Source organism: Candidatus Regiella endosymbiont of Tuberolachnus salignus (assembly GCF_964020115.1).
GTDB lineage: Bacteria > Pseudomonadota > Gammaproteobacteria > Enterobacterales > Enterobacteriaceae > Regiella > Regiella insecticola.
The window spans coordinates 2,775,329-2,791,671 of the sequence record NZ_OZ026542.1; the positions used below are offsets into that span (position 1 = coordinate 2,775,329).

The 16,343-nt window shown below is 40.7% G+C and carries 12 protein-coding genes; 7 read left to right on the forward strand and 5 right to left on the reverse strand.

Translation table 11 applies throughout. The annotated features are described in order from the left end of the window. Positions 1 to 3 precede the first annotated feature (3 nt). On the reverse strand, positions 4 to 1,386 hold the full coding sequence (locus AACL30_RS13960; protein ID WP_339058488.1) for an isocitrate/isopropylmalate family dehydrogenase: 1,383 nt from the start codon (positions 1,384 to 1,386) through the stop codon (positions 4 to 6). A 364-nt stretch (positions 1,387 to 1,750) separates the two neighbouring features. On the opposite strand from AACL30_RS13960, the gene mnmA reads away from it, so the two are divergent. From mnmA to phoQ, 5 genes are all read left to right on the forward strand, one after another. Beyond that, positions 1,751 to 2,854: a tRNA 2-thiouridine(34) synthase MnmA gene (gene mnmA, locus AACL30_RS13965; protein WP_339057025.1), complete on the forward strand. Its 1,104-nt coding sequence runs from the start codon at positions 1,751 to 1,753 to the stop codon at positions 2,852 to 2,854. A gap of 21 nt (positions 2,855 to 2,875) precedes the next feature. Further along, a complete protein-coding gene (gene hflD / locus AACL30_RS13970; protein ID WP_339057026.1) occupies positions 2,876 to 3,517 on the forward strand; it encodes a high frequency lysogenization protein HflD in 642 nt (213 codons plus the stop codon). 17 nt (positions 3,518 to 3,534) lie between these two features. Next, positions 3,535 to 4,938 (forward strand): adenylosuccinate lyase, encoded by a 1,404-nt coding sequence (gene purB / locus AACL30_RS13975; RefSeq protein ID WP_339057027.1) that lies wholly within the window; start codon positions 3,535 to 3,537, stop codon positions 4,936 to 4,938. Positions 4,939 to 5,202: 264 nt separating this feature from the next. Continuing rightward, the gene (gene phoP / locus AACL30_RS13980) at positions 5,203 to 5,880 is read left to right on the forward strand and encodes a two-component system response regulator PhoP (protein WP_339057028.1); all 678 of its coding nucleotides are present in this window, start codon (positions 5,203 to 5,205) and stop codon (positions 5,878 to 5,880) included. Between the two features lie 107 nt (positions 5,881 to 5,987). Beyond that, complete coding sequence (gene phoQ, locus AACL30_RS13985) at positions 5,988 to 7,415, forward strand: two-component system sensor histidine kinase PhoQ (RefSeq protein WP_339057029.1); 1,428 nt, start codon at positions 5,988 to 5,990, stop codon at positions 7,413 to 7,415. Positions 7,416 to 7,899: 484 nt separating this feature from the next. Here the strand turns inward: phoQ and AACL30_RS13990 are convergent, their stop codons facing one another. Next, positions 7,900 to 8,313 carry an ester cyclase gene (locus AACL30_RS13990; RefSeq protein ID WP_339057030.1) on the reverse strand — a complete coding sequence of 138 codons (414 nt, stop codon included), beginning with the start codon at positions 8,311 to 8,313 and terminating at the stop codon, positions 7,900 to 7,902. Positions 8,314 to 8,598: 285 nt separating this feature from the next. On the opposite strand from AACL30_RS13990, the gene AACL30_RS13995 reads away from it, so the two are divergent. Both AACL30_RS13995 and AACL30_RS14000 read left to right on the forward strand, forming a co-directional pair. Continuing rightward, a protein-coding gene (locus AACL30_RS13995; RefSeq protein ID WP_422389587.1) for an IS5 family transposase occupies positions 8,599 to 9,362 on the forward strand; the annotation gives its coding sequence in 2 pieces (ribosomal slippage) (positions 8,599 to 8,959 and positions 8,959 to 9,362; 765 coding nt in all). 834 nt (positions 9,363 to 10,196) lie between these two features. Continuing rightward, complete coding sequence (locus tag AACL30_RS14000) at positions 10,197 to 12,503, forward strand: hypothetical protein (protein WP_339057031.1); 2,307 nt, start codon at positions 10,197 to 10,199, stop codon at positions 12,501 to 12,503. 393 nt (positions 12,504 to 12,896) lie between these two features. Here AACL30_RS14000 and lolE read toward each other — a convergent pair whose 3' ends face one another. Genes lolE through lolC form a run of 3 tightly spaced genes read right to left on the reverse strand, consistent with a single transcriptional unit; the run spans position 12,897 to position 16,079 of the window. Then, positions 12,897 to 14,177, reverse strand: a complete 1,281-nt coding sequence (lolE, locus tag AACL30_RS14005) for a lipoprotein-releasing ABC transporter permease subunit LolE (RefSeq protein WP_339057032.1) — start codon at positions 14,175 to 14,177, stop codon at positions 12,897 to 12,899. Then, positions 14,177 to 14,884, reverse strand: coding sequence for a lipoprotein-releasing ABC transporter ATP-binding protein LolD (lolD, locus tag AACL30_RS14010; RefSeq protein ID WP_339057033.1), 708 nt, complete (start codon positions 14,882 to 14,884; stop codon positions 14,177 to 14,179). Before lolD ends, lolE begins: the two co-directional genes overlap by 1 nt. Then, complete coding sequence (lolC, locus tag AACL30_RS14015) at positions 14,877 to 16,079, reverse strand: lipoprotein-releasing ABC transporter permease subunit LolC (RefSeq protein WP_339057034.1); 1,203 nt, start codon at positions 16,077 to 16,079, stop codon at positions 14,877 to 14,879. The genes lolD and lolC overlap by 8 nt, the downstream gene beginning before the upstream one ends. Between the last annotated feature and the right edge of the window lie 264 nt (positions 16,080 to 16,343).

A 16,343-nucleotide genomic window follows, 5' to 3' on the forward strand; every position in this document is an offset into this window, starting at 1 on the left:
ACATTACATATTTTCGATAATATCATCAGCAAATTCGCTACACTTCCTTTCCTGAGCATCTTGCGTAAAACGAGCAAAATCATAGGTTATCGTCTTATTTTTAATCGCGTTGGTAATGCCTTTTATCATTAAATCGGCCGCCTCGTTCCAATCCATATGACGTAACATCATTTCTGCAGAAAGAATAATCGAGCCTGGATTGGCTTTATTTTTACCTGCATATTTGGGCGCCGTTCCGTGGGTTGCTTCAAACAGCGCACATCTATCACCGATATTGGCACCGGGAGCAATCCCTATTCCGCCGACTTGTGCCGCCAACGCATCAGAAATATAGTCACCATTTAAATTCATACAGGCAATCACGTCATATTTTTCAGGACTCAACAAGATTTGCTGTAAAAACGCATCGGCAATCACATCTTTAATAATAATATCCTTGCCATTCTTAGGATTCTGAATTTTCATCCAAGCGCCACCCTCGAGCGGACTGGCACCAAATTCTTCGCACGCAAGCTGATAGCCCCAATTTTTAAAAGCCCCTTCGGTGAATTTCATAATGTTACCTTTGTGCACTAAAGTAACAGATTGGCGATCATGATCGATGGCATATTGAATCGCCGCTCGAACCAAACGCTGCGTACCCTCTTTGGTACAAAACTTCACACCGAGACCACATTCTTTATTGAAATTATGCACATAATTTTTCTTTATCAGCGCACGACAAAGAAAGTTATGTACTGCGCCTTTCTTACAAAAAAGGGAACAAAAAAAGGAGCAAAACTTCATTCCAAACCAACATTTTTTACTGAAATCATGTGCTGTACCTTGCTTACACAGAAATTTAGATTCAGCCACCTCCATTTCGCAACAAAGGAATTTCATCAGCTTATCTGCCTCTGCTGAACCCGCTTTCCATTCGATACCGGTATAAATATCTTCTGAATTTTCACGAAAAATAACCATATCCGTCAATTCAGGATTTTTAAGTGGGCTAGGGACGCCATCAAAATAACGGACGGGGCGTAAACAAATATAGAGATCAAGCTCTTGGCGCAAGGAAACATTTAACGAACGGATCCCGCCGCCGACAGGTGTGGTCAGTGGGCCTTTGATCGCCACAATATGTTCTCTGATCAAACCAACCGTTTCCGCTGGCAACCAAGTATCATTGCCATAAATATCTTTTTGGTAAATTTTTTTCGCCTTCTCACCGGCATAAATTTCCATCCAGGCTATTTTACGTTTGCCTTTATAAGCCTTTTCTACCGCGGCATCCACCACTTTGATCATTGCAGGAGTGACATCAACACCAATGCCGTCACCTTCAATAAAAGGAATAATCGGATTGTCTGGAACCCATAGTTTTCCATCCGTCTCATACCGCATTTTTTTACCCACTGAAGGCTCAACCACTTTATTTTCAAATGTCCCTTGTGAGCCTCCTGTAAATTTTCCACCACCGGGCGGAATAATCGCTTCATTTGTCATATAACCTCTCCTTTAATATTTCTGCAATGCGCCCATCAAGGCAACGTGATAAAATTCTGTGCTTTTTAGAGCCTATTCGAAATCTCTTGAGCTCGTTTTTGACAAAAGACTTTTTGTAAAACCGTAGCGAGTGATGTGAAGTCAAGGCGCACGGCGCGTAGCAACCGCTATGTACATGCGAGTACATGAAGATTGCGAGCACCGTGCAACGCAGAATTCACATCACGCAGTAGGTTATTCTCGTTAAATTAGTGAGCATGATATGTCAGATCATAGCCAGAAAAAGATTATAGTCGGTATGTCCGGTGGGGTCGATTCTTCCATTGCCGCCTATCTACTTAAGCAACAGGGGTACCAAGTCGCTGGACTCTTTATGAAAAATTGGGAGGAAGACGATAACGACACCTATTGTGGAGCAGCAAAAGATCTCGCCGATGCACAAGCAGTGTGTGACAAGCTCAATATCAATTTACACCGGGTTAACTTTGCCGCTGAATATTGGGATAACGTTTTTAAATTGTTTCTAGCAGAGTATCAAGCGGGACGAACACCTAATCCCGATATCTTGTGTAATAAAGAAATAAAATTTAATGCTTTTTTGTCATTTGCGCGCGAAGAGCTCGAGGCCGATTATATTGCCACCGGTCATTATGTTCGCCGCCACACTAGCGCGGGTAAAAATTGCCTGCTGAGAGGATTAGATGACAATAAAGATCAAAGTTATTTCCTTTACACTTTGAACCAACAACAACTGGCACGAAGCCTGTTTCCTATCGGTGACCTGAAAAAATCAGAAGTTCGTAACATTGCTGAACAGTTAAATTTGATCACAGCAAAAAAGAAAGATTCCACTGGCATCTGTTTTATTGGCGAACGTAAATTTCGTGATTTTCTTGCTCGCTATTTACCCGCACAGCCGGGGTCAATTATCAGTGTTGATGGACAAGATCTCGGGCAACATCATGGATTAATGTATCATACCTTGGGTCAACGCAAGGGTTTAGGCATTGGTGGAATCAAAGAAGGTAATGGCGCACCCTGGTATGTCGTCGATAAAAATATCGCCACTAACACTTTGCTCGTCGCACAAGACCACAAGCACGCCAAATTAATGTCTCATGGATTAATTGCCCAACAATTATCTTGGATCGATCTCCCCTCACTGACATTTCCTTTGCGTTGCATGGTAAAAACCCGTTATCGTCAGCAAGATATTCCCTGTACTGTTTTCTCTAAAGCGGAGAACAGTATTGAGGTTCGTTTCGAACAACCGATTGCGGCTGTAACGCCGGGTCAATCCGCTGTTTTTTATCAAGGCGATATTTGCCTCGGGGGGGGGATTATTGAACAACGCTTACAGACGTAACTTTAGTTTACAGGAGTAACAGTGGCAAAAAATTATTATGATATTACGCTCGCACTGGCCGGTATATGCCAATCGGCGCGCTTGGTTCAGCAATCCGCTCATGAAGGACTGTTTGATAGTGATCGCTACAATCATGCCCTCCACGCCTCACTTAATAGCCTGCTAAAAATTGATTCTACTTCCACGCTTGCCGTTTATGGCGGGAACGAAGTCGCACTTCAAGTGGGATTGGAAACACTACACAGTATATTAAATGCTAATCGAGAGACCTTAGCCGCTGAACTTACACGCTATACCCTTAGCCTAATGGTGCTAGAACGTAAACTCAATGCAAATCAATCCGCCCTCGATACCTTAAGTCAACGTATCTCACAACTTGATCGACAATTGACGCATTTTGATATTGATTCTGACACTATGCTAAGCGCTTTGGCATCAATATACATTGATGTCATCAGCCCTCTCGGCCCTCGCATTCAAGTGACGGGCTCGCCTGAAAAGCTAAAAAATAGGCTAATCCAAAATAAAATTCGAGCAATTTTATTGGCGGGTATCCGTTCCTGTGTGCTTTGGCAACAGTTGGGAGGAGGCCGCCTACAATTAATGTTTCGCCGTCATCAGTTGCTCAAACAGACACAGACTATTTTCGCCCGCATTCAATAAAATCAGGAGTTATACCGATGAAGCTATCTTCACTCACTGCACTATCACCGATTGATGGGCGCTACAGCAATAAAGTTGACACCTTACGCGCCATTTTCAGCGAGTTTGGATTGCTGAAATTTCGCGTACAAGTTGAAGTAGATTGGTTGCAAACCCTGGCGGCTTGTCAGGAAATCGACGAAATTCCCGCTTTCACTTCCCAGGCAATAACCTACCTTAATCACATTGTCAAAACCTTTAATGAACAAGATGCCGAACGCATCAAAGCTATCGAAACCACCACTAACCATGACGTTAAAGCGGTTGAATATTTCTTAAAAGAAAAAGTAGCGGCTGTGGATGAACTCAAAGCCGTATCTGAATTTATTCATTTTGCTTGCACTTCCGAAGATATCAATAACCTTTGTCATGCTTTAATGTTAAAAACAGCGCGTCAAGATATCATTTTACCTCAGTGGAAAATGATTATTTCTGCAATCAACACCTTGGCTCAAGAGAATCGAGAGGTAGCGCTATTATCTCGTACCCACGGTCAACCGGCTACACCGAGCACAGTGGGTAAAGAATTTGCCAACGTCGTCCACCGTTTGCAGCGTCAATATGCTCAGTTAGAAAAAATAGCGATCCTGGGGAAAATAAATGGCGCAGTAGGCAATTACAATGCCCATCTTGCCGCCTACCCTGCCCTTAATTGGCACCAATTCAGCGAAAATTTCGTCAAATCACTCGGCATTAGTTGGAACCCCTATACCACACAAATCGAACCACATGATTACATTGCCGAGCTATTCGATTGCATTGCTCGCTTTAATACTATCCTGATTGATTTTGACCGTGATATTTGGGGATATGTCGCTTTGAATCACTTCAAACAAAAATCGATCGCGGGTGAGATAGGCTCTTCGACTATGCCGCACAAAATCAATCCTATTGATTTCGAAAATTCCGAAGGCAATCTTGGGATAGCAAACGCGATATTGGGTCATTTAGCGAGAAAATTACCGCTATCTCGTTGGCAACGCGATCTGACCGATTCTACCGTACTGCGTAATCTTGGTGTCGGTTTAGCGCATTCATTAATCGCTTATCAAGCAACATTAAAAGGCATAAAAAAATTAGAGGTCAATACAGAACATTTATCAACTGAACTGAATAATAATTGGGAAGTATTGGCAGAGCCGATCCAAACTGTCATGCGACGTTACGGCATTGAAGCGCCTTATGAGAAATTAAAAGCGCTGACACGAGGCAAAAAAATAGCGGGGCAGGATATCCAAAAATTTATTGAAGGATTAGCGTTACCAGAAGAAGAAAAAATACGTTTAAAGCGCATGACCCCACTTAATTATATTGGTCAAGCGGTCGATCTAGTTAATGAGCTAGTAAAAAATTCTAATCCGCCAAATGATGATGTTGGTTGATATACCCAATGAATTTCGAGTTACGGCAAGGCGGCAATCATTCGAATCCCAGGAGTGTACAAATAGTACATGACTGGGATGAGAGTGAGCCGCCAACGCCGCCGTAACTTGAAAGGCGAAGGGTATACTCATCATTAATTAGTACATTTCATCGCGTATTAGTTTAACTAAAAAATATAATAATTATTATAAATAATAAAAAGCATATAGAATTATCTTGAAATATATTATATGCTTTTTATTATTTTAGTTGAAGGATATAACATGCGAGTTTTGGTTGTGGAGGATAATGCACTGCTGAGACATCACCTTGCCGTGCAACTGCGAGAAATGGGTTATCAAGTTGATGCAGCAAAAGATAGCAAAGAAGCAGATTATTTTCGGGAAGAACATGTGCCAGATATGGCCATTGTCGATCTTGGCTTACCGGGAGAAGATGGTTTAAGCCTAATACGGCGTTGGCGTAGTCAACAATTAAAATTACCTATTCTGGTGCTAACAGCACGTGAAAGCTGGCAAGATAAAGTCGCAGTTTTAAAAGAAGGTGCTGATGATTACGTCACCAAACCTTACCATTTAGAAGAAGTTATCGCCCGCATGCAAGCACTCATGCGACGTAATATTGGTTTAGCCTCTCAAATTATCGAATTTCCACAATTACAATTTAAAATCGATCTATCACGCCGTGAACTCCGCGCTAAACAACGAGAGATAAAATTGACGGCATTTGAATATACTATTATCGAAACGTTAATTCGTAATGCTGGCAGGGTGGTAAGCAAATCTACGCTAATGTTACAACTCTATCCTGATGCAGAATTGCGCGAAAGCCATACCATTGACGTATTAATGGGACGTTTACGTAAAAAATTACTGGCGGAACACGATAGAGATGTCATTACCACCATTCGTGGTCAGGGTTATCGTTTCGATGCAAATTGAATATACCCTGTTTGAGATCTCTTATTTTCGCCCGTTTTTTCATCAATTGAGCGTCGCTTAAGAAGATTTCGAATAGGCGCTAAGAAGGAATAGTCTTCAATAAAAATATGTTCAGAAAAAATAATAACCCTTTTTCTCTTCGAGCTCGATTTCTTGTAGCGACGGTGGGGGTTATCTTTGCGCTTTCTTTATCTTACGGGGTCGTGGCCGTTGTAGGTTATCTTGTTAATTTTAATAAAAATACTTTTCGTGATCATCGAGGAGAAAGCAATTTATTTTTCAGTTTCGCGCAATGGAAAAATAATAAACTGACCGTTGCTATTCCTGCTGATATCGAACTTAATATCCCAACGCTGGCGCTGATCTATGATGATAATGGCAATATCTTATGGCGCCAACGACATGTGCCTGAATTAGAGCCGCATATTAAAAAGAGCTGGCTAAGAAAACCCGGGTTTTATGAAATTGATACCGGCGTCGATATCAGTAGCGTTATGCTAGGTGACAATTCTGCCGCGCAATCTCAATTAAGAAAATATGAGGCGAGTGCACTCAGTCATTCAGTTTCTGTCAATATTTATCCTGCCACCCTCAAATTACCACAGCTTACCATCGTGGTCATCGACACCATGCCGCAAGAATTACAACGCTCAGATCAGGTCTGGAACTGGTTTATTTATGTTCTCCTGGCGAATTTACTGTTAGTGGTACCTCTGCTCTGGCTGGCTGCTTACTGGAGTTTACGTCCCATCAAAGCGCTAGTGAATCAAGTTGGCCAGCTAGAGAAAGGAACACGCGAACAGTTGGATGAAAATCCTCCCCGTGAGCTATTGAGTCTGGTGCGTAATCTGAATATTTTACTGAGACATGAGCGTCAGCGTTACAATAAATACCGCACTACACTTTCTGATCTTACACACAGCCTAAAAACACCGTTAGCCGTGCTGCAAAGTACATTACGCTCGCTGCGAACTGACAAACAAACCACCATTGAAAGCGTAGAGCCTATTATGCTGGAGCAAATAGGACGAATTTCACAACAGATCGGCTATTTTCTTCATCGCGCCAATATGCATTCAGAACATAATGTGCTCAATAGAGAAATTCACTCTGTCCCTACCCTGCTCGATAGCTTGTGTAATGCCTTAAACAAAGTCTATCAACGCAAAGGGGTGGTGCTGACATTAGATATGTCGCCTGAAATTACTTTTCTCGGCGAAAAAAATGATTTTATAGAAATTATGGGTAACGTTTTGGAGAACGCCTGTAAATATTGCTTAGAATTTGTTGAAGTCACCAGCATACAGACAGAGCAACAACTGACGATAGTAATTGATGATGATGGGCCTGGCATTTTGCCAAGCCAACGAGAACTGATATTTCAACGTGGCCAACGTGTTGATACCTTACGCCCCGGGCAAGGGCTGGGCTTATCGATGGCGGCAGAAATTATTGAGCAATATCAAGGAAAAATAACGGTAGCCGATAGCCCCTTAGGCGGGGCTAGGATACGGGTGAGTTTTGGACGGCAATAGGATTAATTCGAAATCTCTTGTGCTCGCTGATATGGCACTGTTAACAAAGTTAACTTATTGAATAACAAAGAATTTATAAAAATATTTAGGACGCATAAAATAATGATGAGATAAAAATAATACTTTTTGTGATCGGCTTCATCATTGAAAGAATTCGCCGATCGCTGCCATAAAAAATCGATTCATCTGTTTTTTTAAAGAGGAACCGTTTACTTTGAATGTATTTAAATTATAATTATTTCAATAAGTTAAATGAATACACTTTGTTAACAGTGCCATACCCACAGCCCTTGAAGTTGCCGCTAGGCGCCGTACTATTTGTACTGTCTGTGCTCCTCCGCCTTGAATCAAATTAAACTAATTCGGCTATACTTCGTCAAAAACGAGCTCAAAATGTTCATTTACGCTATGTAAACTGCGCTTTTTCGCCTGTTTTTTCGTCAATTGAGCGTCACTTAAGAAGATTTCAAATAGGCTCTTAGCGTTAATTTTTAGAATTAATTTGTTGAACTATGGCTAATCTGTCTTCTTCTCCAATATCCTCGGCAATTTTACCGTCAACAACACGTAGAATAGAAATCCCAGTAAAGTGAATTTTTTTACCCGTTGCTTCAGGTAAACCACCAAAAACGCCACTGTAAAAGGTATCGACCTTCCACCTTACGATCATTGTGTCACCGGCAATAAAACGACCAATAGGGTTAAAGCTACTACCCGAGAAACATTGATGAAAAGATTTTATTTCCGTTTTTAACGGCTCCCTTCCCTTCAAGCATCCCATCAATGGGTAACTAAGCTTAACATCAGCAATAGCAATTTCATCAACCACTGACGCAATACCCTGCCCCCAAAATTCTCTAAACCACCGCTGACAAATATCAATACCGTTCTGATCCATAATATTATGCCTACCACTTGTACTGAAGCCACATTGTAATGCCAAAGTCTAGCTTATTCGTTACATTCAACACGGCCTCGGACGCGCTGCACGTAACACCCGTAACTCCATCGTTCTGATCAACTAACATAAATTACCTCATGATATTCTAAAATTAAACACAGGAACATTATTAATAGAACCTACGCAAGCCTAAGTAGTGTCGTCACGTAATAAAAAATATATTATCATGTAACAAATAACGACAACTGTTGAGATGATTCAATAATGAAAGATGATTCGGGAATGAATTTAGCCCATCGCCGCCACGATATATCCGATCATGTTTGGAGCCTATTGGAAGCTCATCTCCCGGGGAGAAAAGGCACTTGGGGTGGCATAGCCAGAGATAACAGGCAGTTTATTAATGCTGTTTTCTGGATATTGAGAACCGGCGCTCCCTGGCGTGATTTACCGCCTGATTATGGCGGTTGGAAAAATACTCATCGCCGGTTTTGCCGCTGGCGTGACAAGGGGCTATGGGAGTCTCTGCTCGAAGCGCTGATTGTGGAGCCAGATTTTGAATGGCTGATGATTGATGCCACTCATAGCAAAGTTCACCCTCATGCAGCAGGCGCAAAAGGCGGTAATCAGGATATGGAGCGCACAAAAGGGGGCTCAACAGTAAGATACATCTGGCCGTGGATGCGCATGGTATGCCGGTCAGAATTTTTATTACATCAGGTACCACAGCAGATTGTCAGCAAGCAACGAATTTAACCAAAGGTATTGCAGCAGAATATCTGTTGGCTGACAAGGGCTATGACAGTGATAACATCATTAAAAAAGCAGAAGAAGCCGGCATGCAAATCGTAATACCACCTAAAAAGAATCGTAAAATTCAACGTGAGTACGATAAAGCGCTCTACAAGCATCGACATCTCGTGGAAAATGCTTTTCTGCACCTAAAGCGCTGGCGAGGTATTGCTACTCGTTATGCAAAAAATACCTCCTCTTTTCTCGCTGCTGTACAAATACGATGCCTTGCTCTATGGCTCAAGATCTCATGACGACACTATATAGTATATTTTGAGGAAAACAACCAAGAAACCACTATCATAGTGGTAGATGCGATATTAATCCCCAATTTTGCGTAAGTCCTAAAGTACTAAGGAAAAAAAGCGGAATTTCACGCTACCTTTACACAAAAAAATGAACATTTAATACTGTATTTAAACCCCATTTATGAAAATAACGTTAAGCTATTTCAAATAAAAATTAATAGCCGAAAAAAAGAACTTAATATTTTAACGACGCATGGGAAGTACAAGGAGAACCGCAATACATTTCAATATTGAGACAAAACTAATCCAATATGGTTATAGAATGATAATTAATATTATAAATTAATCTGTTTACTTCATTGTAGACTTATATTGATACATGGTTTTCTATACCTTTCATATGGTATGGAATAAGCATTGTTATATTTATAAAATAAAATTTTAGGTAATGTTTTTAGCATAAAAAAACATTACCTCATTCACAGAAAATTAATATAAAAATATTGATATAAATAAAATAATTTTAAAAAAATCACAATATTAATTAAATTTAGATTTGGTGGTCATACATCATTCATTAATATGCACGATTGAAATTAATTCATTATAGACATCAATAGAATAAATAAAATTAATTTTTAATTAAATAATATCTTGCCGCTAATGCAATCATACTAGAAAAGTAGGAATAGTAGAATGTCGTTATATTTATCAAGTATTTCACCTAATATTACAGAATAATCTAGTCTTATAGAGCAATGCTCTCTTAGCCCTAGTATTGCTACTGAAGATTGCAATGGCACAGAATTTTTTGAAGATAGCTTAAAACTTTATAAATATTTGATTAATAGTAAACGCGAAGAAAGAGAAAATTTATACCGTGCCGTTACAAGTGGTGTAGTAAAAATCAATGAGCTTACGAAAGAGCATTTTTTATTGGTTTATAATTCTGATAGTTATAAGGAAAAAACAGCAGAAGAACTTATCTATATAATTTTAAAAGATATTATGGTATTTCCTGAGCTGTATACGGATATAGCAAATGCGTCATTAGAGCCATTTTTTAAACTATTGGATGAGACAGGGTTCAAAGTTTATTTTATATCCTCAAGTGTTGCAAATATTCTCATAAAGTCTCATGGTAGTGTGGCTATAGCGAACCCCAAGTTGGGTGAAGGTATATCTGTATCCGGTGCAGGTGATCCTACTCGAATAAAATTAAAGTTATCTGATCAGTTAAGAAAGGAATTAATAGACTACTTTTCATCGTATGAAATAGATTCGCATGAAAATGTCGTCAATAGATTTGGAGATAACAGAGAAATATCAAATACCTTCTCAAAAAAAAACAAAGAGGGTGAATGGATAAATATCTATTTCGATTCCAAGGCTATAGATATATTGCTTGCTTTACTCCCTGAAAGCCAAGAAAAAAAATCCCTTCAGCAGCTTCTAGAGAAGGATATTTTTACCTACAACAAATTTAACAAACAAGTAAATGCAAAATTTCAAGAAATGTGGACTAAGGGTCGACTCGTTCAGCAACAAAATGATACAACAATGTTTAATCAGAAATATCCTGATTTTCTTAAAACATCCAGGCTCTCTGGAATATTAGTTCAATTTGGACATCTATATCACGGCCTCACAAAAAAAACAGCCATCCGTGAACAAAAAATAAAACCGAGTGCTGTTGTTCAAAATTGGCTTCATTTTGAAGAGGCTAAGTTAAAAACTGATGAGAAGCGCCCTCTAGAATATAAACAAAACACTTGGATTCATTCTGGTGGTATAAATATTATCCGTGATAAACAAGGTAATTGTAATACAATGGCCGCTGCATTATTGGGTCAAAATCCAGTAGTGGCTAGTATAGGAAACATGGGTACATTTAAAGGAACCCATGTGATGACGCCGATGAAACAAGGTAGACTGGAATTAGAAACACAGCAATTTAATCACATGCCAAGTAACAGCGGAAAATTTGGTTTTTTAAAAAATCAGGTAATAATCTACAATCTTGAACATCACAGGATAACAAAAATAAATAGTGGATGTGGTGTTGTATATGACGAGTCAATCCAGGATTTTTTCGAATCCTATAATACAAATAAAACAAAGTATGTATGGGGAGCAGTTATTACCAATAGCGATAACAATCAATTACTTCCTCAATCAAAATGGCAGTATGGATGGATATCTTACTCGAATATCAATAAGGTTTATGATGATCACCAAATCATTAAAGGAATATTGAACATCTCTGGAACAGAATTGGATAAAAAACAAAACGCAGACCATGATATAAGAAAGGACACATATCCACACGTTGAATATGGAGAACCTTTCGATCAAGATAAATATGAACTACATAATGACAGACAAAAAGTATTTGAGGAAGGTAAAAAATTTAAACTTGGTAGCCATATAGCAACAGTACAAAATGGAAAAATAGAATGGAATAGCAAGATTTTTCCATTAAAAGATTATAAGGGGCACGATATTTTAATTCCTGATGAAAGAATGTATGGTTGGTTAGAACAAAGACGAATTTACAAAATTAATGTAGAATCTGGTAAGAATAAAGTTGGTAAAACCGTTGTATTTGGCACATCGCATGATAAATATGCGATGTACCCTGACAAATATGGGTTTATGAGCAGAAAAGACATTAAAAAAACACTGTCCTGGATCCCAGAATACGATGAAATAAAGCGGGCGCTGAATCCTCCAATAACAATGGTTCCAAAATTTTTTCGTAAACAGTATATTTTTCCTACAAAAAAACGCCGTAACGAAGTATATGAAAAATCCGCTTTACAAATTGAACATGCCCCCAACATATTAATGAAAAATAGTTACTTGAAAACTCATGATGATTTTATTTACGCTTATCTTAGTGGCTCTAAACACCAGGAAAATCAGGCTAACCTAGCAGACGATATACATATCTCTGGTGCAGATCACATAACTGATCATGAAATTTATCGATTGTTTACTTGTGATAACCGTATCGATCAGCTGAGTTCTTGTTGCTTTGCAGATGATAATTTATTGATCGAAGCTCCAACCCGACCAGATAATCACTGGTACAACAAAAATCAAGTAACTAGGGCTTACAAACATCGAGTTGGGGTCGCCTCCTAATATTACTGTCCTAGTTATGTCGAATCATTCTCCCATATGTCAAATTTTTCCGGTGCTGCCAGTCAGAGCACTGCAAAGCAGTAGAGAGCAATAGCGTTGGTAGCCATACCCAGCCGGTGAACATATACCCAATGAATTTCGAGTTACGGTAAGGCAGCAATAAAGCGAATCCCAGGAGTGTATCCCCTTCGCCTTTGAAGTTGCCTTCTGCTGCCAGGGCGACCGACCGATGAGCATAGACAGGCTACCTGATGAAGGCGAGCACCCGCAGCCAACAACGCGGGCAGCTTCAAATGACGAGGGGGATGGTACATGACAGAGGATGAGTAATCGCTGCCAACGCCGCCGTAACTTGAAAGGCGAAGGGTAGAGATATAACATCTCACATGCTGTCTAGCGCCCACTCAACACCCGCACTGGATCAAGACGACTAGCACAGCGGGCGGGATACCAGCTTGCTAGCAAGCTCAGTAAAATCGCCGTTATTAGTACATAAATGACATCACTTGCATGTAACTCCGAAGGCAGGAAATCAATAAAATAAATATCTCCCGAGAGAAAAGAACGGCCAAGCCATTTTTCAAACTGACTAATAATTGCGGTTAATTTTAAAGCAATAACACTGCCCATTATCACACCACTTAAACTACCCACCAGCCCCGTCAATAAACCATACCAAATAAAAATGGCACGAATCAGACTATCTTTAGCCCCTAGGGTACGTAATATTGCAATATCACGACTTTTATCATTTACCGCCATCACGAGTGTTGAAACAATATTAAAACTGGCCACACCGATAACCAATATCATCGCTAAATACATAATAGAGCGGATCATTTGAATATCACGGTACATATAGCCATAAGTTCCCATCCAACTACTAAATTGAACGTAGGCCTGTGTCACTTCAGCCGCATCACGTGTCAATTGATGGGCATTAAAAACATCAGAAACTTTGATGGCAATACCGGTCACACTCTGACCCATCTCTAAATACTGTTGTGCATCCACTAATGGCAACATCGCGAGGCTATGATCTAATTGACCGCTTAGCTGAAACAGACCGGCTACCTGTAACCGGATACGTTTGGGTTGCAGTAATTTCATGGTGGGATCATTATTAGAAATCATAAGCGTCAACCAGGCACCTTGTGTTACGCCTAATGCATCAGCCAATCCTTTTCCTAAAATGATTTGTTGCTCCCCCGCCCGAAAATCATCCCAAGCAGAGTCGATCATAAAATGCGGTAACGCGCTCAATTTTTTTTCCGTTTGTGGATCGACCCCTTTTATTTGTACTGCTCGTAGCTGTGATCCACTTTCAATCAAACCGGTAAACTCAATATAAGGTGCTGCTGCAATAATTCCTGTGACCTGCTCAATGCGCTCTAAGAGAGATGGCCAACTATTAAACGGCTGTTCAACAAAAGCGATTTTACCGTGCGGTACCACAGCTAACACCCGGTTTTTTAATTCGCGTTCGAAGCCATTCATTGCACTCAAGCCCAGGATCAACACCGCCACCCCCAAGGTGATCCCTAAAGTCGAAATCACCGAAAGCAGCGATAAAATGGGATTACCCGCATTAGCGTTGGTTTTATCCCCTCCCCGCGCGCGGCGGCCACAACTAAAACGTAAAGCAATAAGAAACGACAGTGGCCAAGCAAACATTACTGTGCCTCCGTGGGCAATTGCAGATGCCCGCCACGCATTTCAAGTTGTCGGTGTAAACGTTTTGCTAATTGCAAATCGTGGGTCACCACTAAAAAAGCGGTTCCTTGGCGTGCATTCAATTCCATTAACAAATTAAAAATACTGTCCGCATTATATTGATCTAAATTGCCGGTAGGTTCATCGGCCAATACTAACGAAGGATGATGAACCAAGGCTCGCGCGATGGCGACCCGTTGACGTTCACCGCCAGAGAGTTCTGCCGGACGATGATGGCCACGTGATGCTAACCCCACCTCTGCTAACATCGCGTGCGCTTTATCCTGCGCGTATTTTGCATTCTGACCTGCAATCAATAATGGCATGGCAACATTTTCTAACGCAGTAAAATCAGGCAATAAATGGTGAAATTGATAAATAAAACCGAGTTCAGTATTGCGAAGTTCTGCTTTCATGCTAGAGGATAAGCGATGAATAAAACGATCTCGATAGATGACTTCACCTGAAGTCGGTGAATCCAACCCGCCGAGTAAATGTAATAAGGTACTTTTCCCCGATCCCGAACTTCCCACAATGGCCATCATTTCGTTAGGCTGCATAGTAAAAGTGACATTACGTAATACTTCAGTAGACAAGGCGCCTTGTTGATAATTTTTACATAGCTTTTCACATTGCAAAAAATTTTTATTTTGAAGAGGACTATTCATAGCGTAATGCCTCGGCGGGCTGAGCAGCGGCGGCGCGCCAGGCAGGATAAAATGTCGCTAACAGTGCAATCAACATGGTTAACAAAGCAATCAGCGCGACCTGTAGAGGATCGATCGCAACCGGTAACAACGCCCCTTCCATCAGCAAACCTAACATCGGCACTATGTTCGCCAATTGACTGGCGATCCCTACCCCCATCATCGCCCCTAATAACGCGCCAATAATACCCGCACTGGCACCCTGTACCATAAATACCATCATAATTTTGCCTCGCTTGAGACCCAGTGTTTGTAAAACCGCCACTTCGCCCTGCTTCTCCATAATCAATAAACCTAATGAAGTAATAATATTGAATGCCGCTACTGCAATAATGAGGCTTAATAACAGTCCCATCATATTTTTTTCCATGCGTACCGCCTGAAAAAGTTCACCTTTACGGGAGCGCCAATCCTTCCATATTGTTCCTGCCGGTAATGGCTGATTTTTTAGGCTGTCAACCGCTAACGGATGCGCTAAAAATAGGCGCCAACCGGTGATATTGCCCGGCGCATAATGCATCAGACGTGAAGCATCTTGTTGGTTTAGCAATAATTGATATTCATCAACTTCACTGTCGGCAACAAAAATTCCGCTGACATTAAACAAACGCTGGCTGGGGATCCGCCCTAACGGAGTAAACTGACTCGCATTTGGCACCATAAGACGTAGGGTATCGCCCTGCCTAACACCGAGTTGCTCTGCCAATCTTCCGCCAAGAATAAGATTGTATTTACCGGGCTGTAACACTTCTTTATCGGCATTAACTAAAAATTGCGTCAGTGGCTCGTACTGCTGAGGATCGATCCCCAACATGACTGCTACCCCTACATGATGAGCGCTTTGTAATACCACCTCAGCGGTGGTTAATGGAACAATATTAGTTACACCTTGTAGCCCTTGAAGCGTAGCAGCCGATATTTCATTTGGATTAAGCGATCCCTGCTTAGTCGTGATCAAAACCTGTGGCATCAATCCCAGAATATTATTTTGTAAATCACGCTCAAAACCATTCATCACCGACAACACCAGCACCAACGCCATTACACCTAGCGTGATACCAATAGTAGAAAGCCATGAAACAAATCGACCAAAGCCGTTAGAAGTTCGTCCACGCAAATAACGCAGACCAATAAATAATGAGATAGGTTGATGCATGAAATCGCCTTAGACTATTAGAGGCTATTGCTAACATTACGAGATCGGTGATAATAAAGGTTGCATCCATTTTATGAAACCACCCATGTGTAGATATGCGGAGCCTATCCCAAAATTAACACAAGTACTAAAATAAGCGGCTTATACCTATACCCAATGAATGTCGAGTTACGGCAAAGTGGCAATCAATCGAATAACGCCGCCGTAACTTGAAAGACGAAGGGTATATTAGCCGAACCGAGATGATTCAACTATTTATGTCAC